Source organism: Anabaena sp. TISTR 8404 (assembly GCF_056847745.1).
In genome coordinates this window covers 6,091,065-6,115,631 of the sequence record NZ_CP180578.1, presented here as the reverse complement: position 1 = coordinate 6,115,631, position 24,567 = coordinate 6,091,065, and the positions used below count along the sequence as shown (strand labels likewise).

General features: G+C 39.0%; 21 protein-coding genes and 2 pseudogenes. 10 read left to right on the top strand and 13 right to left on the bottom strand.

Annotated features, from left to right (window positions below; all coding sequences use genetic code 11):
• Position 1: 1 nt before the first annotated feature.
• The 5 genes and pseudogenes from ACMX3D_RS26510 to ACMX3D_RS26490 all read right to left on the bottom strand — a co-directional run bounded on the left by ACMX3D_RS26510 (position 2) and on the right by ACMX3D_RS26490 (position 6,469).
• Positions 2 to 1,312: an IS701 family transposase gene (locus ACMX3D_RS26510; RefSeq protein ID WP_482748684.1), complete on the bottom strand. Its 1,311-nt coding sequence runs from the start codon at positions 1,310 to 1,312 to the stop codon at positions 2 to 4.
• A gap of 99 nt (positions 1,313 to 1,411) precedes the next feature.
• Positions 1,412 to 1,882: pseudogene (locus ACMX3D_RS26505) on the bottom strand (flavin monoamine oxidase family protein); the annotation flags it as partial.
• 311 nt (positions 1,883 to 2,193) lie between these two features.
• Positions 2,194 to 3,549 (bottom strand): (Fe-S)-binding protein, encoded by a 1,356-nt coding sequence (locus tag ACMX3D_RS26500; RefSeq protein WP_482748762.1) that lies wholly within the window; start codon positions 3,547 to 3,549, stop codon positions 2,194 to 2,196.
• Positions 3,550 to 3,656: 107 nt separating this feature from the next.
• Positions 3,657 to 4,940, bottom strand: coding sequence for an FAD-binding oxidoreductase (locus tag ACMX3D_RS26495; protein ID WP_482748761.1), 1,284 nt, complete (start codon positions 4,938 to 4,940; stop codon positions 3,657 to 3,659).
• 473 nt (positions 4,941 to 5,413) lie between these two features.
• Complete coding sequence (locus tag ACMX3D_RS26490; protein WP_482748760.1) at positions 5,414 to 6,469, bottom strand: hemerythrin domain-containing protein; 1,056 nt, start codon at positions 6,467 to 6,469, stop codon at positions 5,414 to 5,416.
• A 254-nt stretch (positions 6,470 to 6,723) separates the two neighbouring features.
• Here ACMX3D_RS26490 and ACMX3D_RS26485 point away from each other — a divergent pair, with 254 nt between their 5' ends.
• From ACMX3D_RS26485 to ACMX3D_RS26470, 4 genes are read left to right on the top strand one after another with little or no spacing between them, the layout of a single operon-like run.
• Positions 6,724 to 7,464 carry an LmeA family phospholipid-binding protein gene (locus ACMX3D_RS26485; protein ID WP_482748759.1) on the top strand — a complete coding sequence of 247 codons (741 nt, stop codon included), beginning with the start codon at positions 6,724 to 6,726 and terminating at the stop codon, positions 7,462 to 7,464.
• A 26-nt stretch (positions 7,465 to 7,490) separates the two neighbouring features.
• Positions 7,491 to 8,039 carry a DUF2231 domain-containing protein gene (locus ACMX3D_RS26480; RefSeq protein ID WP_482752431.1) on the top strand — a complete coding sequence of 183 codons (549 nt, stop codon included), beginning with the start codon at positions 7,491 to 7,493 and terminating at the stop codon, positions 8,037 to 8,039.
• A 60-nt stretch (positions 8,040 to 8,099) separates the two neighbouring features.
• Positions 8,100 to 8,516: a ribosomal maturation YjgA family protein gene (locus ACMX3D_RS26475; protein ID WP_482748758.1), complete on the top strand. Its 417-nt coding sequence runs from the start codon at positions 8,100 to 8,102 to the stop codon at positions 8,514 to 8,516.
• Positions 8,494 to 8,721, top strand: coding sequence for a DUF167 domain-containing protein (locus tag ACMX3D_RS26470; RefSeq protein ID WP_482748757.1), 228 nt, complete (start codon positions 8,494 to 8,496; stop codon positions 8,719 to 8,721). The genes ACMX3D_RS26475 and ACMX3D_RS26470 overlap by 23 nt, the downstream gene beginning before the upstream one ends.
• Before the next feature lie 11 nt (positions 8,722 to 8,732).
• On the opposite strand, the gene ACMX3D_RS26465 is transcribed toward ACMX3D_RS26470, so the two are convergent.
• Together ACMX3D_RS26465 and ACMX3D_RS26460 are read right to left on the bottom strand one after the other, a co-directional pair.
• The gene (locus ACMX3D_RS26465) at positions 8,733 to 9,671 is read right to left on the bottom strand and encodes a lysylphosphatidylglycerol synthase domain-containing protein (RefSeq protein ID WP_482748756.1); all 939 of its coding nucleotides are present in this window, start codon (positions 9,669 to 9,671) and stop codon (positions 8,733 to 8,735) included.
• Between the two features lie 108 nt (positions 9,672 to 9,779).
• A pseudogene (locus ACMX3D_RS26460) lies at positions 9,780 to 9,890 on the bottom strand (transposase); the annotation flags it as partial.
• A gap of 314 nt (positions 9,891 to 10,204) precedes the next feature.
• On the opposite strand from ACMX3D_RS26460, the gene ACMX3D_RS26455 reads away from it, so the two are divergent.
• On the top strand, positions 10,205 to 11,989 hold the full coding sequence (locus tag ACMX3D_RS26455; protein WP_482748755.1) for a diguanylate cyclase domain-containing protein: 1,785 nt from the start codon (positions 10,205 to 10,207) through the stop codon (positions 11,987 to 11,989).
• A gap of 196 nt (positions 11,990 to 12,185) precedes the next feature.
• On the opposite strand, the gene ACMX3D_RS26450 is transcribed toward ACMX3D_RS26455, so the two are convergent.
• Positions 12,186 to 12,518 carry a hypothetical protein gene (locus ACMX3D_RS26450; RefSeq protein WP_482748754.1) on the bottom strand — a complete coding sequence of 111 codons (333 nt, stop codon included), beginning with the start codon at positions 12,516 to 12,518 and terminating at the stop codon, positions 12,186 to 12,188.
• On the bottom strand, positions 12,518 to 12,904 hold the full coding sequence (locus ACMX3D_RS26445) for a hypothetical protein (RefSeq protein ID WP_482748753.1): 387 nt from the start codon (positions 12,902 to 12,904) through the stop codon (positions 12,518 to 12,520). Before ACMX3D_RS26445 ends, ACMX3D_RS26450 begins: the two co-directional genes overlap by 1 nt.
• 205 nt (positions 12,905 to 13,109) lie before the next feature.
• Here ACMX3D_RS26445 and ACMX3D_RS26440 point away from each other — a divergent pair, with 205 nt between their 5' ends.
• Positions 13,110 to 14,531: a DUF3370 domain-containing protein gene (locus tag ACMX3D_RS26440; protein ID WP_482748752.1), complete on the top strand. Its 1,422-nt coding sequence runs from the start codon at positions 13,110 to 13,112 to the stop codon at positions 14,529 to 14,531.
• Positions 14,532 to 14,633: 102 nt separating this feature from the next.
• On the opposite strand, the gene ACMX3D_RS26435 is transcribed toward ACMX3D_RS26440, so the two are convergent.
• Entirely contained in the window at positions 14,634 to 14,939 is a 306-nt protein-coding gene (locus ACMX3D_RS26435; protein WP_482748751.1) for a small RNA NsiR4-regulated ssr1528 family protein, read from the bottom strand.
• Between ACMX3D_RS26435 and ACMX3D_RS26430 the strand changes: the two genes are divergently transcribed.
• Positions 14,938 to 15,123, top strand: a complete 186-nt coding sequence (locus ACMX3D_RS26430) for a hypothetical protein (RefSeq protein ID WP_482748750.1) — start codon at positions 14,938 to 14,940, stop codon at positions 15,121 to 15,123. The two genes, ACMX3D_RS26435 and ACMX3D_RS26430, sit on opposite strands and share 2 nt — an antisense overlap.
• A 64-nt stretch (positions 15,124 to 15,187) precedes the next feature.
• On the top strand, positions 15,188 to 15,559 hold the full coding sequence (locus ACMX3D_RS26425) for a transcription antitermination NusB family protein (RefSeq protein ID WP_482748749.1): 372 nt from the start codon (positions 15,188 to 15,190) through the stop codon (positions 15,557 to 15,559).
• A gap of 59 nt (positions 15,560 to 15,618) precedes the next feature.
• Here ACMX3D_RS26425 and ACMX3D_RS26420 read toward each other — a convergent pair whose 3' ends face one another.
• From ACMX3D_RS26420 to ACMX3D_RS26410, 3 genes are all read right to left on the bottom strand, one after another.
• On the bottom strand, positions 15,619 to 15,879 hold the full coding sequence (locus ACMX3D_RS26420; protein WP_482748748.1) for a hypothetical protein: 261 nt from the start codon (positions 15,877 to 15,879) through the stop codon (positions 15,619 to 15,621).
• 75 nt (positions 15,880 to 15,954) lie between these two features.
• Positions 15,955 to 19,029 (bottom strand): phosphoenolpyruvate carboxylase, encoded by a 3,075-nt coding sequence (gene ppc, locus ACMX3D_RS26415; protein ID WP_482748747.1) that lies wholly within the window; start codon positions 19,027 to 19,029, stop codon positions 15,955 to 15,957.
• 100 nt (positions 19,030 to 19,129) lie between these two features.
• Positions 19,130 to 19,369, bottom strand: coding sequence for a hypothetical protein (locus ACMX3D_RS26410; RefSeq protein WP_482748746.1), 240 nt, complete (start codon positions 19,367 to 19,369; stop codon positions 19,130 to 19,132).
• A 216-nt stretch (positions 19,370 to 19,585) separates the two neighbouring features.
• Here ACMX3D_RS26410 and ACMX3D_RS26405 point away from each other — a divergent pair, with 216 nt between their 5' ends.
• Together ACMX3D_RS26405 and ACMX3D_RS26400 are read left to right on the top strand one after the other, a co-directional pair.
• Entirely contained in the window at positions 19,586 to 22,609 is a 3,024-nt protein-coding gene (locus ACMX3D_RS26405; protein WP_482748745.1) for a DUF1574 family protein, read from the top strand.
• 97 nt (positions 22,610 to 22,706) lie between these two features.
• Complete coding sequence (locus ACMX3D_RS26400; RefSeq protein WP_482748744.1) at positions 22,707 to 24,206, top strand: MBOAT family O-acyltransferase; 1,500 nt, start codon at positions 22,707 to 22,709, stop codon at positions 24,204 to 24,206.
• The last annotated feature ends 361 nt before the right edge of the window (positions 24,207 to 24,567 follow it).

The window sequence follows — 24,567 nt, the reverse complement described above, 5'->3', positions numbered from 1 at the left end:
TCTAGGCAGAGGAAAAAGAGAAAAACTCTGACCAAAGGGATAAAAATAGATGATTATGCAAGGTATTCATGATGCTAATCAAGTAAGAAAATCCTGTAGAAAGTTGAGGAATAGGAAATACCTTGAGCCAAGGTTTAATCAAATTGAAAAGGATGAAAGGTTGAACAATCAGACGTAAATTATTTAAAATATTCTTCCAACCATAATTTTCATCCCACAAGGGATGCTCCGCAAATATTTTGAGGATATAGCTATGAGATTCATGGAAGACACTTGAATGAAGGCTGACCATGAGATAGGTACTACAAACTATTTCCCACCACTTTTGAATGTCAGAATAATGGGTCAGCCGAAAATCTGCCCATCCGAGTTCATTTTTACTTTGTTTAAGTCCATATTCTACCCATGTTCGTAAACCGTAAAGATTACCAACTTCTGAATACTTAATATCTGGAACATGGGTCATTAAAAACCACGTTGAATTTTCAGGTAGCTTCTCCGTGTCCGTCGTGACTTGCCAATAACGAATATCGCGCCGCTTGCCGAAGATAATCTCTCTAATATATCGAACTTCTTGTTTACCATTCGAGAAAACACGGTTAAACTTTCGCCATCTGTTATACCTAATTCTTTGCCCTTTTGGCAGCCAAACTCCGTGATTACTACGTATAGCTACAACAAAATTGAGTTGTAATTGATTCAAAACACTAATAAAATTTCCATCACTTTCTCCATACAGGCTATCTGCCAAAACTAATTCAAATTTAAACCCCATTCCTTGCAGTTCTCTGATTAATTCTGCTGCGATTTCTGGCTTGGTTTTATATTTATCTCCTGGCTGCAATCTCTCTCTTGGTTTATAGATTTGAAATGTTAAAGGAAAGGTCATATCCTCAATTATGCCATAGGCTGTTACTACAACTATGCCATTTTCTATTTTGCCTAAGTTCCCAATATACTGCCTTTTCACATAGTCTGTAGTATGACCTTGTTTTTTGTCTCCAGTTTCATCAATTATTAGAATTAATGATCGCCCATTTAATACTCGTAGTATTAGTTCTAATCTTTGCTTCTTTAATGATTCTACTGACCACGGTGATTCTGTTAAAAAATGATGTAATGATTGCTGATTTTCTAATCCCACCACAAGAGCTATTTCTGGTAAAGATTTTCTTTTTATCTCCGATATCATTCCTAAATGTAGGTTTCGGAAATTTTCAAAACTTCTCACTTCTGGAAATAGGTTTTGGTAGATTGCACAATATTCGTCCACAAATTTTATGCTTGGTTTGGGGCTTCTTGGCTGTGTCATAGTCCCCTCCTGCCTTTCAGACCTCTTTTCTGATTTTACTCTTCCCGGAGTGACAAAAGAAAGATAAGCAAAGAAACTCACTCCAATCTCCTCTGGATCTGCTGCATACAGTCCATAGGATTGCTGACGCAGCACTTTGCAGGCAAAAGGCGCGATGGAGTTTTCACTCAGCCACTGAGCTAATGTTTGTCCAGGATCGGCAAGTTGTGTCAATAATTGATCTAACTTTTGATACGCAGCATCTAAAGAAGCCTGTTGTTGAGACAAGAGCATTTTTTGAGTAGCAAAATTGCCATCAATGTAATAACAGAGGTCATCTGGATACCTAAAGGCAGGCTCAAGCGTGAGGTTGAATTGAGAGGCATAGGATATCAACGCTGTATGGTGATCATCAACAAACTCTGCACCCAATTCGCCATGCTGTCCGTCTGCAAAAAAAGCTGTTTGGACTCGCCCACCAACTCGCTCACGGGCTTCAAAAACTTGCACATCAAATCCAGCACGAATTAGTTCATAAGCAGCCGTTAGTCCTGCCAAGCCAGCCCCAACTACAATTACTCGTTTGCTCATTGGTCAAACAATTTTAGATTTTAGAGGATGTCTGAAAAGTAGACATTGCTGAAATAGGTGATGAAATCTCCGGTACTCAAATATTCAACTCTTTATTCTCTCTGCGCCTGGAGCGTGAGACAATTCATCCCGCATTTATGCAACTCCTAAAAGTAATATATGTTTTAACGTGAATTCGACAGACCTCTTCCTCTCATAAAAGGCGAGGAAGGAGCCATGAAAAATGAGGGTTTTACGCCCCTCTTCTTGTAGGAGAGGGGATGGGGGTGAGGTCAACAAAGCACTCATCGAACTCACGTTGTTTTAGCTAATTACAATTCCAACTTCAAACCTTGAATTGAATAATCCAACAATTCCATTGGGTGCATAACAGAAATATTTTTACCTTGCAATTCTAAATGCTTGGTAATTTGCAAAGAACAACCAGGATTAGGAGAAGCAATTAAATTAGCACCAGTATTTAATAAATTTTGGACTTTTTGCTTACCCAATTCCTCAGCAACTTCTGGTTGCAGCAAATTATAAACACCCGCACTACCACAACACAAAGCTGCATCTAAAGGTTCTCTTAAGGTTACCCCTGGAATTTGGCGCAATAATTGACGCGGTTGCAGACTAATTTTTTGTCCATGTAATAAATGACAAGCATCTTGATAAACCAAAGTTAAAGGTTTATTGGTGAGTGGTGATAGTTTGGCTGTTAAACCGACAGTTGCTAAAAATTCTTGAGCATCTTTGACTTTAGCAGCAAAATCCTGAGCTTTTTCTCGATACTCTGGATCATCAGCTAAAATGTGACCGTATTCTTTTAAAGTATGTCCACAACCGGCAGCGTTGATAATTACGAAATCTACATTAGTATCAGCAAAACTATCAATCATCTGTCTTGCTAACGCTTTGGCTTGTTCGGTTTGTCCTTGGTGTTCAGGAAGCGCCGCACAACAACCTTGAGATTTAGGAATTACAACTTCACAACCATTTGCTGTTAATACTCGCACTGTTGCCTCATTCACAGGTGAGAAAAACAGCCGTTGCACACATCCCAAAATCATCCCAACTCGATAGCGTTTTTTGCCCTTGGCTGGAATAATATCTGGTAAATTATCTTGAAAAGATTTGACAGTAATTTGTGGCAGAATTGATTCCATTGCTGCCAACCGTGGAGATATATTCTTGAGAATACCTGTTGATTGTAATAACTTAGAAACTCCCAACTTTTGATAAACAAATAATGGCACAAGTAAAATGCGTAAAATATCTGGGTTGGGAAATAGCGAAAATATCAGTTGACGGAAAAGTTTATCTGGAAAACTGCGGGGATAATTACGTTCAACTTGGTGGCGAGTAGCGGAAATGAGTTTGTCATATTGTACGCCAGAAGGGCAAGTTGAGACACAAGCAAGACACCCTAAACAACTATCGAAATGTTCGACTGTGGCTGTATTGAGGGCAATTTCACCTTCATTAATTGCATCCATGAGATAGATACGTCCTCTGGGAGAATCCATCTCTTTACCAATTACCCGATAACTAGGACAAGTGGAAAGACAAAATCCACAATGTACACAAGTATCAATCAACTTTGGATCAGGTGGATGATGGGCATCAAAACCTTGTAAGTTTTTTATACTAGCTGTATTGTTAATAGAATTTTCTGAAACTTGCATATTTCCCCTCTGACTTGAAAGTGCTGAGTGCTGAGTCAACATACTAGTCACTCTTTCATGCTTGGCTATGAATTAAGTTTTATCGGGACTTTCTTGGCGGTAGTTAGTTAAATTCCACCCACAAACCGACCCGGACTCAAAATATTTTGGCTATCAAACTGTTCTTTAATGCGGCGCATCAAGGGCAAAGCATTACCTGTGTATCCCCAAACATCAATATTTTGCTTGACTGTTACAGGTGCGGTTAAAATAGTTAAAAAACCTTGATGAAACTGAGTGCGATCGCGTATTTTTAAAACCTGATTTTGCTCCTCTAATTGTAACCATCCCAAGCCACTGCTGAGATGAATTAAACCAACTTTCACCTGATGCAAAATCTCCACAGCAACGCTAGGTAACACTCCTATTTTGCAAGTAATTCCCGATTCTGTGTTATAAGTCTTTATTTGGTTTTGCAATCTCTGCCATAGATTAGTATCGTCTTCATCGGCATATATTGCCCCGTTTAAACCTAATTGTCTTCCTATTTCCAACAGGCGGTTTGATTGTTCTTTAACACTCTCACTAATACTTTGGAAACGCACAATTAATCCTAATCCTTTGCCCAAGTCTAGACTAGACACAAATTGGGTGGATAACAAATCAGCCTGGGTTGGCGTTAACGCCGAACCTCGCAAAGTAGAGGCCGCTTGAGATATAGCCTCTGCTGTCCCAGTTAACACAACAGTACCCGACACTTCCTGAACCGGGTACACGCGAAAAGTTACTTGACTAATAATTCCTAATGTGCCGTAAGAGCCAGTAAACAACTTCATCAAGTCGTAGCCAGCAACATTTTTCACAACTCGTCCACCAGCTTTGGCAATTTGCCCATCAGCACGTATAAAAGTAATACCTAATAACTGATCACGTACACTACCATAACGTTGTCTTAAGGAACCTGTATCACCTGTAGCCACAATACCACCGATAGTTGCCGCATCTGGTGCAGTGGGGTCAAGGGCAAGAAATTGGCGTGATTTTGCCAAAATTGCCTGAAGATGGGCGAATTTCATACCAGCTTCTACTGTTACAGTCAAATCACCAACCGCGTGTTCAATAAGTTGGTTAATGCGTTCTGTACTAACTACAATATCAACGCCTTTGGCCAAACTACCCCAAGTAAGTTTACTACCACTACCACAGGAGAGGACGCGCCACTTGTTTTGATAGGCGGTGGCAATAACTTGGGCTAATTGTGCTTGAGTGCGAGGATAGACAATGCAATTTGGAGGATTTACAGAAGCTGTCGCCTGTTGAATAGGTTTTTGTTGACTGACTTCCAGAGTTTCCCAAAGAACAGTATTTTCTTTCCCAACAATAGATGCAATCTCGGTCGCAATACCTTTCATTAGTTTATTTTCGCATTCTGTGAGTGAGGTACAAGCAGAATAAATTAACCGCAAATGAATGCGGATCAGGATGAGTTTAATTATTAGACCTCTTGCAGAATAATTTTATGGTAAGGTAGAGAACTTTGACAGAAATTTGCTGCGCCAATGCGATACGAACAAACTTGCAAATGAAACAGTCCTGAGGACTGGAGGGAAAGAACTCCAGAAGGAAATAGCTCCTCAGTAAAATAGGCTACTGCCTTTACGCACAACTTTCACGTTGTGCATCTCGCCCCAATACACAACGCTGCAAAGAATATATCTTTAGTTTTAATTAAAAATCTCAATTCATTACACAAGTATGTAATGCCATTAATATATTGCTGTATTTATAAGGGGATAGTTAAGATACTTATCCCCTGTTTAATTGAGATGCAAAGTTAAGGTGTTTCTATGTGTAGATGGGCTGCTATTGTCAGCAGCACTTCTTTCTAAACATTCGCACCAGTTGCAGTTCCACCTAATCTTTGTTGAATTTTGGCCTTAGCTGCTTTGAATTCTGTAGCTAGTTGCTCACTTTGTTCGGTGTTCAAGTTGTTGCGGATGGCAGCAAACATTGTGCTTTCTTCTTGGCGAACATGGTCACCAACGATATCCATCAGGTTTCTAACTCTATCTTTGAATTCAGAAGCAGAAGGACTAATAGCCTTTATTTGTTCTAACAGCCGCTTCATTTCAGCTTGTTCATCATAAAGTTCTTGGGTATCAGCTTCGCCGTAGAAAGAACGAACTCTAGGGTAAACTACTTCTTCTTCGGCTTCCGCATGGGCAGTTAAGTCTTTGTAGATTTGACCAAAGTATTCTTGGATTTTTTGGGAATTATTGCTTTGTAGCAGTTCAGTAAACAAGATATTTACCTTATTGTGATCCAAGCGAATAACGTCTTGGATGTTCATATCTTGTTTGTCAGTACCTTGTGTAACAGCACTACCAACAGCACCACTAACTGCTGCGATCGCATCTTGAACTCTTGCCCAAATTCCTTGATCAGCATCTTGTCCAGTCAATTCGCGGACACCCAAAATTTCCAGAATACCTTTGAGTTGCTCTTGGTGTGCGCGGTTCTCAAAGTTAACGGGATTGATAGGGCCAATCGCTGCCATTACATCAGCACCTACTTTTTGTGCAGCTTTGTGGACTAACAAACCACTCATTACTTGTTGATGCTTTAATAATTCGTGCTGAGATACTTTTTCGTAGAAACTCAGTTCAGAACCTTGCATCAATTTGCGAACTTGTTCTACCATATCTCGAACAGTTTTTTTCGGCTCTTGCTGAATACCATACTGCACGATTACAGTTTCTATAATTCCCAGGTTTTTACGATCATCTTCAAGGAAATTCCGAATACGATCAGAAATTTCACTATCTGTAGATTCTCTCAAAAATAGTTCTTCATTCTCAATTAGTAACTGTTGAACTAATTTAATACTAGCCAATTTAGCAGCAATAGCATTGCGCTTTGTATCATCTAAAGTTGATACCATTCTGAAGTTCTCCTCAAAAAGTAATCGTATTATTACTAGTCAAAGCTTGTCATAGAAGTTAATCATCTTCCCTCTTTCTTTTGAGCGATTAATTGCGTAACTCTAGATAGAAAAGAAGTTTTTTTACATAAGAGATTCTGATTCTTCTTTTAGATATACGCAGGAAAAATTCTGTTTCCATCGTTAGGTAGATAATTTTTTAAAATTATTTTTCTAAATTGTCCAAAGAGAGTCAAATGCGAAATAATAACACAATGTCTGAAAGTCCTGGGCTAGGAGAGCAAGCACTGAATAAAGCCGCTGAAATAGGATTGTCTAGCCAATTAGATGAAGTAGAAAATTTAGATGTCAATATAAAAACTGATCCATTAAAAATGGTTCAGGGAGAAGTGGATGCAGTAGAAATATCAGGCGAAGGTTTGGTGATGCAGAAAGACCTCCGGATGGAGGAATTAGAAATGCAAATGGGTAATGTTAGCATCAATCCTTTAAGTGTAGCTTTTGGCAAAATTGAATTAACCAAACCCACAGAAGCTAGTGCGAAAGTTGTATTAACGGAAGATGACATTAACCGTGCTTTTAATTCTGAATATGTGCGATCGCAACTTGAAAGCCAGAAAGTACATGTTAATGGTCAATCAATGAGTATAGAACCACAACATGTAGAATTGCATTTACTTGATAATCAAAAGATAAGGCTAGATGCAACTATTCAATTAAAAGAAACAAGTGAAACACAAAAAGTTGCTTTCTCTGCAATACCTAGAGTCAGTGCTAATGGACAAACTGTATCTTTAGAAAATGTCGAGTATGGCGAAGGGGATGAAATTTCACCAGAATTGGCAAAAGCTTTAATTGACCAAACCAGCGAAATTCTCAATTTATCTAACTTCGATTTAGAAGGTATGAGCTTGCGAGTTAAGCAATTAAAAGTAGAACCAGGTAAATTAACCCTGCAAGCAGAAGCTTGTGTAGAACAAATTCCCTCGGCTTAAACAAAGGATAATTATTTATGGAAACTATGGAAACTTCAGAAACAACATCGGCTTCTAGCCCTTTTCCAAATATTCCACCGATTATTGAGAGTGATGATAGAGAGTATCGTGATACTGGCGTACCTAGCACAGTGGCGATCGCGGGGCATCCCTTACACCCTTTAAGCGTAATTTTCCCCATAGCCTTTTTAGCCGCAGCGTTAGGAAGCGACTTTGGCTACTGGTTAACTCGTGATTTCTTCTGGGCGAGGGCTTCCTTATGGTTAATTGGACTTGGACTAGTTGGAGGTTTAATTGCAGCTGCGATCGGGATGAGCGATTTTCTGAAAATTGAACGAGTCCGTAAGCGTACTGCTGGCTGGGTACACATGATCCTTAATGTTTCTCTCTTAGTTTTGACGCTTTTCAACTTTCTCCTACGTTTAGGTGACGCTGAAGCACGCATTTTACCTTGGGGGTTATTAATATCTCTTGTAGTGGGTACGCTGACTAGCGTTTCTGGGTGGTTTGGTGCTGAACTTTCATATCGCCACAAAATTGGGGTAGTAGGGGCTGGCAGTAAAAGATACCCGTAACTTTATTTGAGATGAAAGATATGAAGGCTAGAATCTTGTTTAGTTTCTAGCTTTGCGAAAATGCACCACAACCGTAACTCAAAAATATTCATTATCGTCTCTTTGCTCATCGTTACAGCGATGGGCTTTTTATTTAAATACTATCCCGGCCCAGGTCGTCAATGGTTTAATAATAACGGCGCAGCTGTATTTTACGAAATTTTTTGGTGTCTATTTGCATTCTGGTTTTTCCAGAGTCGAAAAGTAGTAGTAAAAATTCCTATTTGGGTTTTTATAATTACTTGTATAGTAGAGTTTTTACAACTTTGGCATCCACCAATATTAGAAGCTATGCGTGCCACATTGATAGGTAGATTATTGCTTGGCACTACTTTTTCTTGGTGGGATTTCCCTCATTATATTTTGGGTTGTATTTTAGGTTGGTTGTGGCTACGACAATTAAGGGAAATAGGCAATGCAAAAAAGAGTGAAAGTTAAAACTAATTCAAAACAACAAAAAGTTGAAGAACAAGCTGATGGAACTTTAACTGTATATTTAAAATCGCCTCCAGTTGATGGGAAAGCTAATGAAGAGTTAATTAAAGTATTAGCTGATAAATTTGATGTACCAAAGTCTTATGTCAGCATTAAATCAGGGTTATCGTCTCGACAAAAGCTAATTGAAATTAACACTGATATTTAGACTAAGCTATTTTAGCTGTTGGTCTTAACCAGACGTTCGTCTAGCCAAGCTAAAGCTGCACCAGATGTTTCCGCTAAGATACTAATTAGACGATATAAAGCGATCGCACTAATCACTACAGCCGAAGGAAAACGATCCTGTAAAAGTGCGATCGCTGTTGCTTCAAATACACCTAATCCTCCTGGCGAACCTGGAACTACAAGACCTAACAGCCAAGCAAAACTAAAAGCCCCCACTAACAAAGGAATTTGGCTGAGATTCAGAGGGCTAATGGCAAAAATAGTTAAGATAAATCCCAAACTACGCAGTCCTAAAAATACTAACTCTCCTAATAAGGGGCGTGAGGGATAGCGTTCAAGATTAACAACAACTTTTGGCTGAATATTATCAGCAGATTTTTTGTTCTTCAATCTATATAAAAAGCGAATTACTGGGTTTAAACACCAAGGATGCACACCACAAAGTATCACAACTAAAATTACAAATTGTAATATTTGTAGAGCTAAATTAGTTTGAGTTGCAGCAAATTGACCACCAAATGCCACAACAATTATTAAAGCTGCTGCGGCCATCAGTAGTGGTTCTAACAAGACACTTAAAGTAGCTACACCAGCAGAGACATTAGCATTTTTCGCTGTGACAATTCGCCCATAATAATGCCACACATTGCCTGGGAGATACTTAGCAATATTTGTTTTCAAGTAGACCTGAATAAATGGAACAGTCAGTACAGGTTGATTTAAATCGCGCAAAACCCAAGTCCAAATCCAGCCAGCCCAAGTATGTGATAGTAAAGTTACGCCTGTGGCGATCGCCAGAATTGCCCATCCAGCTGCATCAATTTTGATAGCCATTACCTCAAGCCAGTGATCTTTTAGGGCTTTGCCAACAAAAAACAGCGTCCCGCCCAAAATTAACCAGCGTAAAAATTGCTTCATCACTTTGGCCATTTATCTAGCTCAAGCACCAAGGGCTGAATGTCTCAAATTTTATGGTACATCAGTTACATACCAAAACTTTTGAAAAAAATCTGGTTCTTCAGTAGCTAACATGCCAAACTAAGAATTGAAATGCCAATTCAGCCAGCATCTAATTTGGAAATAATCAAAATTTCTCAAGCCAAATGCAAAACGCTTAATGAGTTTAAGCTTGTTGTTAATTCCTTGAATTTCAACAACTAAATTTTGTGCCTAAGCGCTAATAAATTTAATTGCAATGTGTGTAGTTTCCGCCCAATCAATTTAATCGTTAGTCTTGATAAATAAGTACAATACGCCAAAATATAAGCAATGTTTTGCCAAGGATGCTAATAGATAGCAACTATTATGCTGTCTCTGTTAATTGAATCTTTTAAAAGAATAAATTGTAGAAAAGTTAAACTTAAAGAAAGCTTTGATATAAGTTTTTATCAAGCCAAAATATTTACGTAAATATAACGATTTGTTTTACCTTTTGATACAAAAAATAATTGAAACTACCTTTTATGTTAGACCAAATTTTACATCACATTACCACAGTAGCGGCTGATTTATTCTGTAAACTTCTAGGACAGCCTAGTGTTAGCAATTTAAAAACTCAATTTCATGAGAAAAACGTTCAAATTCAACAATTAGAAAAGCAAGAAAAGGCACTTTATAAAGTTATTAGTAAAATCCGAGCTTCTTTAGAGTTAGAAACAATTTTTCGTACAGCGACTAAAGAAACTTGCAAGTTACTCCGCATTGAGCGGATTGCTGTCTATCGTTTTTATGACAACTGGGGTGGAGAATTTGTTAGTGATTTTGAGTTTGCTGAGCTTGGATGGGATGATGTAGAGACATTAGGAAAAAATACAGTTTGGAATGACTCTTATTTACAAGAACATCAAGGTGGACGTTATCGTAATAATGAAACTTTAGTGGTTTCAGATGTCTACTCAGCAGGCTTGTCTCAATGCCATTTAGAAATTTTAGAACAGTTCCATATTCGCGCTTATGCAACAGCACCAATTTTTGTAGGAAAAAAACTTTGGGGAGTACTTGCTGCTTATCAGCACTCGCAACCACATGAATGGAAAAAATTAGAAATACAGTTTCTATCTCAGATTGCAACGCAGTTAGGGTTTGCAGTTAAACAAGCAGAATTGTTAGCTCAAGCAGAACAAAAAGCAGCAGAACTACACAAAGCGAATCAACAGCAGGAAATTTTGTTTAATTTAGTTGCTGAAATTCGTGAATCTCTTAATTTAGATACTTTGTTTAAGACAACTGTACGAGAAGTTCGTAAAGCTCTCCGCGCGGATAGGGTTGGGATCTTTCGATTTGACCCTGAATCGAACTATACCTATGGTGAATTTGTCTCAGAGAATGTATTGCCTGATTACGATTCGGTGATTGCTATAAAAGTAAAGGATCATTGTTTTGGGGAAAGATATGCAATTGCTTATCATCAAGGACGTATACAGGTATTATCAAATATTTATCAAGCTGGGCTAAAAGATTGTCATCTTTTAGTGTTAGAGCAATTTCAAATCAAGGCACAAATTGTTGTCCCGTTAATGAAAGGAAAAACTTTATGGGGATTATTATGCGTTCATCAGTGCCGTTGTTCACGGGAATGGAATACGTCTGAAATTCAATTTATTCGACAATTAGCTGCTCAGTTTACTGTGGCTTTGGAACATTCAGAATTATTAGAGCAATCCCGTTCTCAAGCTAATCAATTGGCTAAAGCAAATCATGCTTTAGCACAGGCAAATTCTAAGTTAGAAAAACTTAGTAAGCTAGATGGTCTTACCAAAATAGCTAACCGTCGTTGTTTTGATGAATCATTAAAGCGGGAATGGAATCGACTACAACGAACTGGGAATTATTTATCTTTAATTTTATTTGATATTGACAATTTCAAAGATTATAACGATTATTATGGACACTTAGCAGGAGATGAATGCTTAATACAAGTTGCTCGTGCAGCACAAGCTGTATTAAAGCGTCCTACGGATCTACTAGCTCGTTATGGTGGTGAAGAATTTATTGTTCTTTTGCCAAATACGCATGAATCAGGTGCCATTAAAGTAACTAAGTTAATTCATAAATCTATTGAAGAATTAAAAATTTCTCATATAAAAAAAACTAGCTTTCAAGATTTTGTGACTGTTAGTTTAGGTGTGGCAACTCAAATACCAACAGCTAAAACTTCTGCTCAAGAATTAGTTGATGCCGCCGATAAAGCTTTGTATAAAGCTAAAGAACAAGGACGTAATAAGTGGGTTTATGCTGCAAAACTCTAATAAAAATTACGCAGTTTTGACTGGGCGGACTGTTGTAGTTATAGCATCATAATACTTGTAATCCAACATTGGGAATTACACAAAGGCGATCGCAGACTCTTGGCGGAGGGCGATCGCCTTTGCTATGTCCTAGAATTAAAGTATATAATTATACTTATTAAATATAAATTTATTAGTAAATTCATCAATATTTTATCTACTCGTATCTATGCTTTTTAGATTTAATCACTTCAATAACATCATCATGACGCTGACCTTCAATAATGTCATTTAAATGAATCTTGCCTTCAATGTATTGCAGATGAATCCGCCATCCAGATAACTTATCGATATCAGCACGGTATATTGCTTGTTTAATACCTTTAACTTTCCGCAGCCTAGTTTTCGGAAAATTTCTAGTTCTGTGGCATTCATTGTCTTCTAATTCTGCTAAAGCTTCTAAAAAATCAATTTTTAGTTCATCGGGTAAAATTTTCATAGCTTCATAAATAACACCATGCTCATCTAAAAGTGGTTTAATTTGTGGCATTAGCTAGAGTGAACCTCAATTTCTTGATTTTTCACACTAAAATCTTGGTAGAGATAGTCAGCTACTGAACTATATGCTTGTGCAGCATCTTCAGTATTGACAACTCTAAACAAAGTAATCACTGTTGTATCAAAAATCGGATCGTCATCAATTGTAATTATTATTCTTAAATCTTTATCGATAATCAAAGCATAAAGAGAAGAATCATAATCAGTATTTAATTTAATAGTTTTTAATTTAAATGCTTGATTGTCTAGTAAGTTTCTATTTTTGGAAATCAAGTCAACATATCGATTCAATTTTTTAATAATTTTAAATTTTTCTCTGTTATTAAATTTTTCTAAGTCTTGTTCAAATTCTTTAGTTGATTCAATGAGTATTTCCATTTAAGCAATTCTTGAATCAGAATACGCAACTTACTTTAATATAACTTAGTTCTATAAATGATTAAAGTGCTATAAATGTAGACATTTTAAAAAAATCAAAGCACTATTGTAAACGACCATAAGTAAATTAACTATTTTATCAATACTTCAGAAAATTCAGTTAAATAACTTGTAGTTAAAAGGGATTATCTTTAACATCACAGCTATGACTAATAAACTAGTATCATCTGTATTTATACTTTTATCTGGACTTGCTATTACTCAAACAGTTGGATGTACAACTTTGAGGAACGGTTCAGCAGTTGTTGCCCAAACTTCACCTCAACCAGCGCCACAGGAAATTGTGCAACCTGGCGAAGTTCGCCCTTTACCTGGCAAGTTAAATACAATCCCTGTTTTTAATAGCAATAGCCCAGAATGGATTAAAAATGAGGGTATTTTACTTTCTACCTTTCCTGCCAATGGTAAAAAAGTTCCAGCTGCACATCTCAATTTTCCTTTTCAGGGACGCTTTGATTTATTTGCCCATCATTACACCCATACTCCCAAAGATTTACAAACACTATACATAGGTGTAATTCTGCATAATCCTAGTACAAAACCTGTGACAGTAGATGTGTTGCAGGCTGCGAGTTATTTGATGCAAGATGCACCGTTCGTTACTTTAGCACCTTACCTAGAAAACAATGATGGTAAGGTGTATTCTGGGCCAGGGGCGAGGGCTGTTAGTGATGTGCTGCGCGGTGTTCGTCAAGCTGATTTTCCTGCTAAGTTAGTGCTTCCACCTGGAGGAAGCCGGATGTTGCTGAATCATCCGATTCCAGTCAGAAATTTAGAAAAGCCTGTGAATGGTCGTTCTAGTTTTTTGCGCTTGCAGAGTAGTGGTAAAGTTTATGCAGCAAGTATGGCAATGTTTGCCAAGAAAAATGCTAATGGTTCTGACCGTGCGCCTACTCTTGGTGAATGGCAAGCTTTGTTAAATAATGGTGGCTTTGCTGGGCCAAGGGATAAAACTCCGACTCCGCCAGATGCTACTAGTGGTTCGCTAATTTATGGGCGTGTGGCTGGTGTTTCTCAAGGTTCTCAATGGCAAACTAATTTGGTAGATAACCCCAAAGCCCAGTATTTAACTATTCCCCAGCGTGGTCAAGGGATTTCTTATCCTTTGGTGACTCTGCGCGGTGGTCGCTTGGGTACTGAACAAATTCAAACGGCTAAAATGTTGGTGCGTTACCCTGATACAGCTTACGAAGCGCACGGTAATTATGGGGTGGAATATAATCTCAGTTTGCCGTTAAAGAATAATACAAACCAAACTCAGAAAGTTACAGTCACGCTGGAAACACCTTTGAAAGAAGACAAGTTATCTAAAGGTGGTGTTCGTTTTCGCAAACCATCTTTAGATTTTCCGTTTTTCCGGGGTACAGTGCGACTGCGTTATGTTGATGACCAAGGACAAAAGAAGACACGGTACGTACATTTATGGCACAGAACTGGTCAAGTTTTAGATCCGTTAGTGCAGTTTGTTCTACCTCCCGCAAACCAACGGAATGTACAGGTAGATGTAATTTATCCACCAGACTCTACGCCGCCACAGGTTTTGACTGTACGAACTTTGGAACAGTAAAGTTTTGGTTTTGGTGGTTAAAGAACTAAACCCAATATTCATTCTGATATTGTTGGGTTTCGCTGTCGCTCCACCCAACCTACCTTTACTTAAGGTAAATAATTACTTACCACCGTAGAAAAAGGCAATTTCTTTTTCTTTAAGAGGTGCAAATCCTGCTTCTGTGAGCTTTTGATCGAGTTCTGCTTGGGGAATGTGCTTAGCACCAATTCTGACAATACGCGATCGCATGGTATTTGAAACGCCACTACGCTGTCTATTTGCTTCTAGCGCCATGACTTGGTTATAAAGGTCTAGCTTTGCGGTAGGAATGGGAGTTCCATCAAAATCTATACCTTTGGCGATCGCTTCATCAATCGCATCTGCACCTTTGGTTGTGGAATTTACTTGGTTAGTTTCAGCAGTCATGGCTATTTGCTCTTTCTTCGCTCTGGGTAGATTTTACCAGTCTTGGGATTGCAATTTAAACGCAGAGGGGCATGGAGGTAAACGCAGCGAAAAGTTGCGTGCGGGGGTTCCCCCCGTTGAGCAAACTTTTCAAGACAAAGGTACGCTGAGTAAAGATGAGAGATGGTTAATTGAGTGTGTGTAGACACTTGGCATTTTGGGAAATTTTGGATTAATCTCGAACCATCGGTATCGCAATAGGTGATGCTATGTCTGAGGCTCACATCTCTCAAAACAACGATCGCACCCTCGAAAAAGCACTAACGAATAAAATTATCGATGATTATTTCGATCACACTGAAAGTTGGCTGCGAGCGATTTTACGTATGTGTATATTCTCGTTAGCTCACTTGAATAAAAAGCCAGTATTTATCGTGGAATGTCCAAATCAAGCTGTAGCTAAACGCTTAAGTCGCAAAACTTACCCTTTTCGGGGAATAGTATATTATTTAACAGATAATCTATATAGCGGCGATCGCACTTTGTTTTGTTATCAGGAAAGCAAGGACGGTTCTTGGCGTTGTTTTGATACCAATACCAACTCATGGAAAAATTTGAGTAATTTGCGATCGCGTAAATGAAGTATGAAGTTTGAAGTCTGAAGTCTGAAATTAATTTATTGATTAGAGGTACATTTGTATCAATCATTTGAAGGGTGTTGGCGTGTGATTAAACCTCCGACAAATGCGCCCAAGATTGTACCAGTCCAGAGTCCTCTGGTGCTACCTTGCAGCATCGCCCCTGGTGCTACCCAAGTATTACAAATTTCTTTGAAGCCCCAAGGTTGATTTTGGCATTTTTGGCTATGCAGCATCAGCGTGATTTGTCCGTTGATGTAACTACCAAAAAATCCAGAAGCTAAAGCTACAAAGGTACAAGTTAAAATTTTGTTTTTGGTCATTTGTCAATAGTTAAGGGTCAATAGTCAATAGTCAATGGACTGTGGGCTTTTGACTATTGACTCTGGTGAAACAAATCAACCTGTATTTCGCATTCCCGCAGCAATACCGTTGATGGTTAACAGTGCGCCTCGGAGTAACTCGCCTTTGCTGTAACGGGAGTGAATTACACCAGAGGTCGCGGAAGTATTTTTGGCTTGGCGCAGGCGTTTGAGTAGTGAAACCTGAATGAAACCCAAAGGTACAATTGTACCATTGCGTAATTGTACTGAACGCTGCAATACAGGATCACCATCTAACAGTCGATTGTGTCCAGTGATTTTGAGGACAAAGTTTCTTGTGAGATAGTATTCACTGGCAATTTGCTCAAAAACTTTCTCAAAGCGTTCTCTGTCTTCTGGGTTTGACAATTCTTGCACGTAATGTTGTGCCATTTGGATGTCTACTTTAGCCAAGGTCATTTCGGCTTTAGAAATCACCATTTTGAAGAACGGCCACTTCATATAGAAGTAACGCAGTAATTTCAAGTGTTCTTCTGGTTCTTCATTCAAGAATTCTTGCAACGCTGTCCCGACACCGTACCAAGAAGGTAGGAGAAATCGAGTTTGTGTCCAGCTAAATACCCAAGGAATTGCGCGTAAGCTACTTAAATCTTTCTTTCCAGAAGGACGGCGTGCTGGACGGGAACTAATTTGCAGTTGGCTGATTTCTTCAATGGGGGTGACTTGGTGGAAGAAATCAATGAAATCTGGTTGTTCGTAGATTAAAGCACGATAATGTTGCCGCGATCGCACTGCTAGTTCTTCCATGATTTCATTCCAAGGTTCGATATCATCAAACCCTGTGCGCAGCAAACTGGCTTGGATGACGGCGGTGGTGACGGTTTCTAAGTTGTATAATGCCAAATCCACCAAGGAATATTTAGAAGCTAAAACTTCTCCTTGTTCAGTAATCTTAATTCGGCCGTTAATACTGTGGCCTGGTTGTGCCAAAATCGCTTCATAAGCAGGGCCACCACCACGTCCCACAGAACCGCCGCGACCGTGGAAAATCCGCAAATTCACACCATATTCTTCGGCAATTTTCTGCAATGATTTTTGGGCTTTGTGAATTTCCCAATTACTGCTTAAGAAACCAGAGTCTTTGTTACTATCGGAATATCCCAGCATTACTTCTTGTAAGTCAGTGCTGAGTGCTGAGGGTTGAGTGCTGAGTGCTGAGTTTTGAGGAGATTCAAGATTAGAATTTCTCTGTTGAATGTTTTCGTAGCCGCCAGCTAACAAAGCACGATATAAGGGAAGTTCAAACAGCTGGCGCATAACGCTGCGAGAACGCTGCAAGTCTTCTACTGTTTCAAATAAAGGTACAACTTGAATTGTGCCGACTGCAACTGCTGGGTCAAATAATCTGGCTTCTTTGGCTAAGAGTAAAACTTCTAGTACGTCGCTGACTTGACGACACATACTAATAATATAAGTTTGGCAGATGTTGACACCAAACTCTTGTTGCAGCGATCGCAAAATTCGGAAGGTTTCAATCACATCGTTGGTTTTCTCAGAAAATGGTAGTTCCGCCGGAATCAACGGACGACGGGTTTGTAATTCTGAGGTTAACCAAGCAACGCGCTGTTCTTCGCTCAAGTCGTTATATGATTGTGGCAATACTTGCAAATATTCCAAAATCTCATTCAGTGCATCGGAGTGGCGGGTTGATTCTTGGCGAATATCTAACTGCGTCAGGTTAAAGTCAAAGATTTCTACTTGACAAATTAAATTATCAAGTTCTCGACAACTGAGGCCAGTTTCGCTCAAATTTCGCTGAATTAACCGCAATTCTGCCAAAAAATCGGCTCCCGAACGGTACATTGGTGCATCTTCGTTGCTGGGAGTTTCTCTTTTATATAATGCTAAGTTGCGATCGCGGGTATTTTCCAACCGCCTTAATACATAAGACAGCTTCAAGCGATAAGGTTCTTGGCGATAACGCAAAGCCAGTGCATCATATATATCGCTTAACTGTGACTGATCTAATTCCAGAGATTCCAGCAAATCTGGTAAAACATCACTCCAGTGCATGGAAATACTTAATAATTCAATCAGCTTTTTGACTGACTGAATATATCGTTCCAGCACCATTTTGCGCTGATAACAAGCTGTCTTCCAGGTTATTTCTGGTGTGACTGATGGGTTCCCATCTCTATCGGAACCTACCCAAGAACCAAAGGAACAAAAGTTTTTGCGTGGCGGTTCCAGCCAATCAAAGGTTTTACCTAAAGCATATTTAAAGCGTTTATGCAGTTGAGGAATGCCATCAAATAATACTTCTTGGAAGTAGTGCAGGGCATAATCTACTTCATCCAAGACTGTGGGTTTGAACTGGTGAAGTTCATCTGTGCGCCACCACAGCCGAATTTCTTCTAGTAGCTTTTCGCGTAACTCGGCTGATTCCCAAGGATAGCCACCTGCACGATTTTCGACTGCATCTATTTGTTGCAGGAGATTTACGACTTGCCGTTGTTTATCGCGGATGGTGTGACGGACAATTTCTGTGGGGTGTGCTGTAAATACCAAACGCACATCTAACTGTGAAATTAAACGTTGAATTTGCTGGGGTGGTACATTCAGTTCATGTAAATAAGGAAACAGAGTGGCAAAAGTACCTTTCTGTTTGTTGTGCATTTTGCCAACCCAACTTTTGGCTAACAAGTCTGGGCCTATACCTTTGTTGACAAAGACATCATCTTCTTTGTCATTGGAAGAATAGGTACTATCTGAGATTGTGTCTGCACTAGTTGTGATTTCGGTTTCTAGTTCCGAGTAGCGGGTTAGTTGCTGCTTTTGTTCAAATTCCTGCTCTATGATGTTAATCAACTGAAAGTACAGGGCAAAAGCACGCGCCGCCCGAATTGCTTCATTAATATTTAGTTGTTCAATCAATTTCACTGCGGAAGCGGCTTGGTCGTTTGTGGCTTGTCCTTCTGGCGAACACAAATCCCGCAGTTGCCGCAATAAATCTACCATTTTCTGACCGCATTCTTGCCGCAGCACGTTCTCCCATAATTCTTCAACTATTTGGAGACGACGACGTAAAAATAATTCTGACGCAGGGTAATAATTCGCGGCGTGTGATACAGAGTATAAAAGCGAACTCATATTTGCTTCTCTTGTAAAGCCAATTACTGTTTACATTTTTGAACTTTGTGATTTACGCTCATTGTTTTCTATGAGCGGTTTATTTTTTAAAGTATAAGTTTTAGCTTTTATTGGTTATTTCATCACTATTAGGAAAGGGAAGAATCGGCAAGCGATCGCCGCGAAACAATTCTTCACTAGCTTGCCCTACAGATTCTAGGGCTTTTACGGTGAACTTTTGGGTGGTGAGCAGCAGTAGTATGGACGCTGTACCTATTTCGAGGATAAAAGATTGGGGAATGCTAAACAAAACCAGATTTAATCCGGGGTTGGGTGAAGATTGGGAGGTGATAGGAGCCATTGCTAATTTTTGGTTGTTGGCAAACAAGTAAAATGAAACGCAAAACTCAAAATCTGTATGACTTGCAACGATATAAGACTATCTTGGCCTATTTTGCAAGCACAGAAGGTAACAAAAGTGTTAAAAAAAAACAGCAAAATGTGATAGACCTATGGTTCTAGTTTACAAGTGCAGGCAATACCCCCAAATACTCGCTTCCTGTAAAGTTAACTCCCCATGAAAAAAGTATTACCAGATAGCCAGCAAATATTAGTGCAATGGGTAAGCCAAGCAACAGGGATCAACACTTTAGGGGTGAAAGTCCGGTTGCGGGGAAATGACCTACACATTCTTTGTGAAGCAACTGAGTGTCCTTTACGCTGGCGCACTCTTGCTGATTTGCTTCAGGCACTCCAGCAAACAAATTTAGATGTCTTAACAAATAACGAACAACCCTCAATATACCAAGTATTGGTTTACGGGCGAAAAAAGGGGGAAAATCGACCCCAATGGTGTCATCGTGTGCATCTAAATCAATTAGATAGACATTTAGAACAGGTAGAGCAAGCCCTAAAGGAATCAGAAGCATCCAAGCCAGGTGGGTCACTGATTATATCAAATGAGAGTTTAGCCCGTCGCGGTGATCCGAATGCGATCGCCCATTATCTCAGTGAAACTCTCAGTTCCTTGGGTGTGGGAGTCCAAGTCAAAATCAAGCCACACCAACCCAAAGACAAAAATCAAGCCGCAACAAATCGCTTGTGGGTTTTTTGTCAATCTGCCTATAGTCCAGATTCTTCATTATTGGCAGAAACAATCGCCCAAAAACTCAGACTGTTAAAGCTGACTGGCTATCAAGATGCAGTTATTACTTCCCAAGTCAGTGGTGAAACTAGTAATGATTGGGTACTGCGGGTAGATTTAACACCCCCAGAGGTAATGCTCAAAGAATGGGCGCGTTGGGGAGATGTGCAAGCGATCGCTCGTTTATTAACAGAAGTATTATTAGAGTTTAAAGTTACTGTCCAAGCATCACTCAAAGAATCAACCTTACATCTTTTTTGTTCTCCAGCCTTTGATCCTTTAGAAGATGCACCAGCGCCAGACAAAGCAAAATGTCTGGAAATCATCGTATCACACCTAGAAGCGATCGCTCCTCAAGGCATTCTTGGCGCTACCATTTATGGACAAAGAACTGCCCAAAAGCAACCGGCTTGGATTGATTGGATCTCTTTACCTGCGGCGCAACATCCAGCTTTGGCTACCTCAGCCTTAGAGTTAGCACTTAACGGCGATGAACCAGCTATTCATTTTTTACTAGAACGCTTACTGAATACTGATTTAGAATGGCGCTTGAAAACAGGCGGGATTCGCGTACTATTGCTTTGCAAAGGTGACTTACTGCACATTATGTGTGATGCACCTGTTTGTCCTGTTCGTAAACAGGTTGCTACTAAAGTTACCCAGTTTATGCGGCAACTAAAATTACCTGGTGTTGCAGGAATCAGGGTTTACGGTCGCCGTGCTGGTAATAAAGAACCAGTTTGGCATCATGGCGTGGATTTTGCGCAGCGCCAGCGTTTAGTTCCCGAAGCTACCCCAGAGTTTGCCGCGACTTCTGAATATGTGGGTGAATTGATAGTTAAAGATAGTCAAGAACCGATTTTCCGCGTCGAGTTAACTTCCGAAGAAGTACAAAATTTTGTCACAGAAGTAGCGCGGGATTGGATTGTTACCACCACCACTACAGTTAAAAATTTGCTGCTAGGAACACAGATATTTACAGAAGTTGGTCAGTCAGCCGCCGCAGATCCTGATTTAAAAGGTGGACTCAAAGTTGCTTTAGTGTGGGGAACATTGGGATTATTGCTCACACTCCAAACTGATTGGATTTTCGGTCAAATTGTGTCTCGGACTCTACCTTCTACAGCACAGGAGACGAATGTTGCTGCTTCAGATGTTGAACAAAAGCCACCTGTACCAGCAAAACCAAAAGATAAATTAGAATTACTGGCTAGTTCCTCTGGGAAAAAGTTATCCCAATCGAAAAATTCAGTCTTTAATGCTTCTGGGTTTACCTTAAATGATGATGAGGCTGAACCTAAAACTTTAACAGCTGCCCCATTAAAACAAAAAGCCACATCTGCTGCAATTTTATTAGCAGCGCGATCGCAAATGCCTAGTTTTAATGCGCGGCAATTAGATGAACAACTAGCTTTGTATAGGCAACAATTGAAGATTAAAGGAAATCCACCAGATATCTTAATTATTGGTTCTTCGCGGGCTTTGCGTGGTGTTGATCCGGCTGAATTATCTAAAGGTTTAGCCAAACAGGGATATCGCAATATTGGCGTATTTAACTTTGGTGTGAATGGTGCTACAGCCCAAGTTGTAAATTTTATTATTCGTCAAGTACTGGAGCCATCGGAATTACCAAAACTCATTCTTTGGGCTGATGGTTCCCGTGCTTTTAATAGTGGCCGTGAAGATATAACATTTAATGCGATCGCTGCTTCCCAAGGTTATAAAAAAATCTTAGAAAAAGCTCAAAAAACTGCTATTGAAGAAGAATCTGCTAAAAATACTACGAAATCTCAGGAGAAGCCAAAAAATGATAAAAAGCCAGAGGAAATTACTAGTTATCAAGCTATCAATAATGGCTTAAATCAGATTTTAGCTGCTTTTTCTAGTACTTATCAAAATCGGAACCAACTAAAATCTTTACTGCATCAACAACTGGATGGATTGCCATTAATTAGCGATCGCACTTCTAAAGAAACACCATCAATTGAATCTACATCAGATAGTTCAGAAGAGGAAACCTCTCTGCAATCAGTTGATTTTGATGGATTTTTACCTTTATCTGTGCGGTTTAATCCTGCTCGTTATTATCAAAAACACCCCAGAGTTACAGGGAATTACGACAATGATTACAAATCATTCCACATAGACGGTGAGCAAGATGCTGCGTTTCAAGAAGTGTTGCAGTTTACTCAGTCGCAGCAAATTCCTCTGGTATTTATTAATATGCCTCTCACCGCCGAATATTTAGATCCAGTCCGCAAAAAATATGAGCAAGAATTTCAACAATATATGCTTCGATTAGCAACCAATCCTAATTTTATTTATCGAGATTTTAGCCAACTTTGGCTAAGAACAAATGATTATTTTTCTGACCCCAGCCATCTTAACCGCTTTGGCGCTTACGAAGTCTCAAAAAAACTAGCGATAGATCCAGTGATTCCTTGGACTACAAAGTAAGTGCTGAGTGCTGAGTATTTTATTTGGAAAGAAGTATAAAATTGCATACTCTGACCTCTTAACGAATGATAAATAACAAATGACTATTGACTAAAAAATGAACTTTATATCAATTACCTACGGCATATTTTTACTGAGTATATTAGGTATTTACTGGACATTTACTGAACAAAAGTGGCGATTATGGACTTTATTAATTGCCAGTATTGCTTTTTATGCTTCTTGGAGCATCCAATACATACCACTTTTATTGGCATTGACTTTTATTAACTTTCGCTTGGGGAGAGAAATTGGCAAAAATACCTCTCCGGGAGAGCATAATCTTGATTGGCGAATTTCTAATGAAGAATGGCAGTATGCGAATGCAGATTGGAATAGTCGCCGTCTAAAATTATTGTGCCTGGGTGTAGTATTAAATGTTTTATTACTGCTAGGTTTCAAGTATTTTACGCCTGTATTAAACTTGATTTTTCCACTACAAATAAATTCACCAGAGTCATCTTTTAAATTTATTGCACCTTTGGGAATTTCATTTTTCACTTTTGAGTGTATTGCCTATTTAATAGATGTCTATCGTGGCGCTCCTGCTACTGACCATTTTCTCAAATTTGCTACCTACAAACTATTTTTTGCCAAATTAATTTCCGGCCCAATTACGCGCTATCACAACTTAGCAACTCAGTTCAATACACTCCAATTTCCCACAGCCGAGAGAGTAGCCGAAGCATTATGGTTAATTGCTAGAGGTGCCGTCAAAAAAGGACTTTTGGCAGATAATTTAGGGATTTTTGTTGATTTATGCTTTGGTAATTTGCAACGCGCAGGTAGTGGCGATCTTTGGTTGGCAACTTTTGCCTATGGTTTGCAATTGTATTTAGATTTTAATGGCTACGTAGATATTGCCCGTGGTACTGCTTTGTTGTTTGGTTTAGTTTTGCCAGAAAATTTTGATTTTCCTTACTTCAGTACCAGCATTGCTGATTTTTGGCGACGCTGGCACATGACTTTAGGTGACTGGTTGCGTAACTATGTTTACTTTCCTTTAGGTGGTTCTCGGCGTGGTTTGATTCGTACCTGCTGGAATTTATTTATTGTGATGGTGATTGCAGGTATTTGGCACGGTTCTGCTTGGGGTTTCTTCGTTTGGGGTATTCTGCATGGAATTGCTTTGGCTGTTCATCGACTCACAGATAATTTGAGCGATCGCCATGAAAAACTAGCTCAATTCTGGCAAAATCCTCTAGGTATAGTTATTGCTTGGTTATTAACTCAGTTGATGGTTTTTACTTCTTGGATTTGGTTTCGCTTACCCAACCTCCAAGATTCTTCTTTAGTAATTCAGCACCTTTGGGGTTACAACGCTGATGCACAATTTGCCCAAAAAGTATACGTAGAAGCTTTAACTATCAGCCCTTACCAACTAACTTGGATGCTGATGATTTTAGCCGCTTTCATGGGTCTAGTCTACGCTTTGAATGGTCGATTAAAATTAGAGTTGAACTGGCCAATCAAGCTAGTCTTTGTACCCTTATGCTTTTATGTTGTGTGGTTACTAGCTCCTGAAGGCAGCTTACCCTATATATACTTTGATTTTTAATTTAAATTCTTGGTAGACAAGCAGCAGTAGTAGTTGGCTTCAATATTTGTTTATATACATTACAGGGTAGCACGGTTAGCTGTGCTACCCTACTAAATTTTGCGTATTTCATACAGTTGAAAATCCCTATAAATTCTAAATTCTTGATTCTTTCCATATATTTTTTATGAGAGAATTTGAATATTCTTTGTAAATAAATGTAAAGCTATGTAAATAGGCGATCGCGTCAGTAAAATTTAACTGGTATTGAAATCACTTAAATTCATACAAATCAAGGCTTGTGATGGTTTTTATCAGCCTATAAATCCGAACAAAAACTTTACATTTAGGAGAGTTTATTCAAGCAATACATTACAGAATA

Excerpts from the sequence above, each read along its gene's own strand:
- ACMX3D_RS26510 (WP_482748684.1), bottom strand. The coding sequence starts at position 1,312 with ATGACACAGCCAAGAAGCCCCAAACCAAGCATAAAATTTGTGGACGAA.
- ACMX3D_RS26500 (WP_482748762.1), bottom strand. The coding sequence starts at position 3,549 with ATGCAAGTTTCAGAAAATTCTATTAACAATACAGCTAGTATAAAAAAC.
- ACMX3D_RS26495 (WP_482748761.1), bottom strand. The coding sequence starts at position 4,940 with ATGAAAGGTATTGCGACCGAGATTGCATCTATTGTTGGGAAAGAAAAT.
- ACMX3D_RS26490 (WP_482748760.1), bottom strand. The coding sequence starts at position 6,469 with ATGGTATCAACTTTAGATGATACAAAGCGCAATGCTATTGCTGCTAAA.
- ACMX3D_RS26485 (WP_482748759.1), top strand. The coding sequence starts at position 6,724 with ATGTCTGAAAGTCCTGGGCTAGGAGAGCAAGCACTGAATAAAGCCGCT.
- ACMX3D_RS26480 (WP_482752431.1), top strand. The coding sequence starts at position 7,491 with ATGGAAACTTCAGAAACAACATCGGCTTCTAGCCCTTTTCCAAATATT.
- ACMX3D_RS26475 (WP_482748758.1), top strand. The coding sequence starts at position 8,100 with ATGCACCACAACCGTAACTCAAAAATATTCATTATCGTCTCTTTGCTC.
- ACMX3D_RS26470 (WP_482748757.1), top strand. The coding sequence starts at position 8,494 with ATGCAAAAAAGAGTGAAAGTTAAAACTAATTCAAAACAACAAAAAGTT.
- ACMX3D_RS26465 (WP_482748756.1), bottom strand. The coding sequence starts at position 9,671 with ATGGCCAAAGTGATGAAGCAATTTTTACGCTGGTTAATTTTGGGCGGG.
- ACMX3D_RS26455 (WP_482748755.1), top strand. The coding sequence starts at position 10,205 with ATGTTAGACCAAATTTTACATCACATTACCACAGTAGCGGCTGATTTA.
- ACMX3D_RS26450 (WP_482748754.1), bottom strand. The coding sequence starts at position 12,518 with ATGCCACAAATTAAACCACTTTTAGATGAGCATGGTGTTATTTATGAA.
- ACMX3D_RS26445 (WP_482748753.1), bottom strand. The coding sequence starts at position 12,904 with ATGGAAATACTCATTGAATCAACTAAAGAATTTGAACAAGACTTAGAA.
- ACMX3D_RS26440 (WP_482748752.1), top strand. The coding sequence starts at position 13,110 with ATGACTAATAAACTAGTATCATCTGTATTTATACTTTTATCTGGACTT.
- ACMX3D_RS26430 (WP_482748750.1), top strand. The coding sequence starts at position 14,938 with ATGGCTATTTGCTCTTTCTTCGCTCTGGGTAGATTTTACCAGTCTTGG.
- ACMX3D_RS26435 (WP_482748751.1), bottom strand. The coding sequence starts at position 14,939 with ATGACTGCTGAAACTAACCAAGTAAATTCCACAACCAAAGGTGCAGAT.
- ACMX3D_RS26425 (WP_482748749.1), top strand. The coding sequence starts at position 15,188 with ATGTCTGAGGCTCACATCTCTCAAAACAACGATCGCACCCTCGAAAAA.
- ACMX3D_RS26420 (WP_482748748.1), bottom strand. The coding sequence starts at position 15,879 with ATGACCAAAAACAAAATTTTAACTTGTACCTTTGTAGCTTTAGCTTCT.
- ppc (WP_482748747.1), bottom strand. The coding sequence starts at position 19,029 with ATGAGTTCGCTTTTATACTCTGTATCACACGCCGCGAATTATTACCCT.
- ACMX3D_RS26410 (WP_482748746.1), bottom strand. The coding sequence starts at position 19,369 with ATGGCTCCTATCACCTCCCAATCTTCACCCAACCCCGGATTAAATCTG.
- ACMX3D_RS26405 (WP_482748745.1), top strand. The coding sequence starts at position 19,586 with ATGAAAAAAGTATTACCAGATAGCCAGCAAATATTAGTGCAATGGGTA.
- ACMX3D_RS26400 (WP_482748744.1), top strand. The coding sequence starts at position 22,707 with ATGAACTTTATATCAATTACCTACGGCATATTTTTACTGAGTATATTA.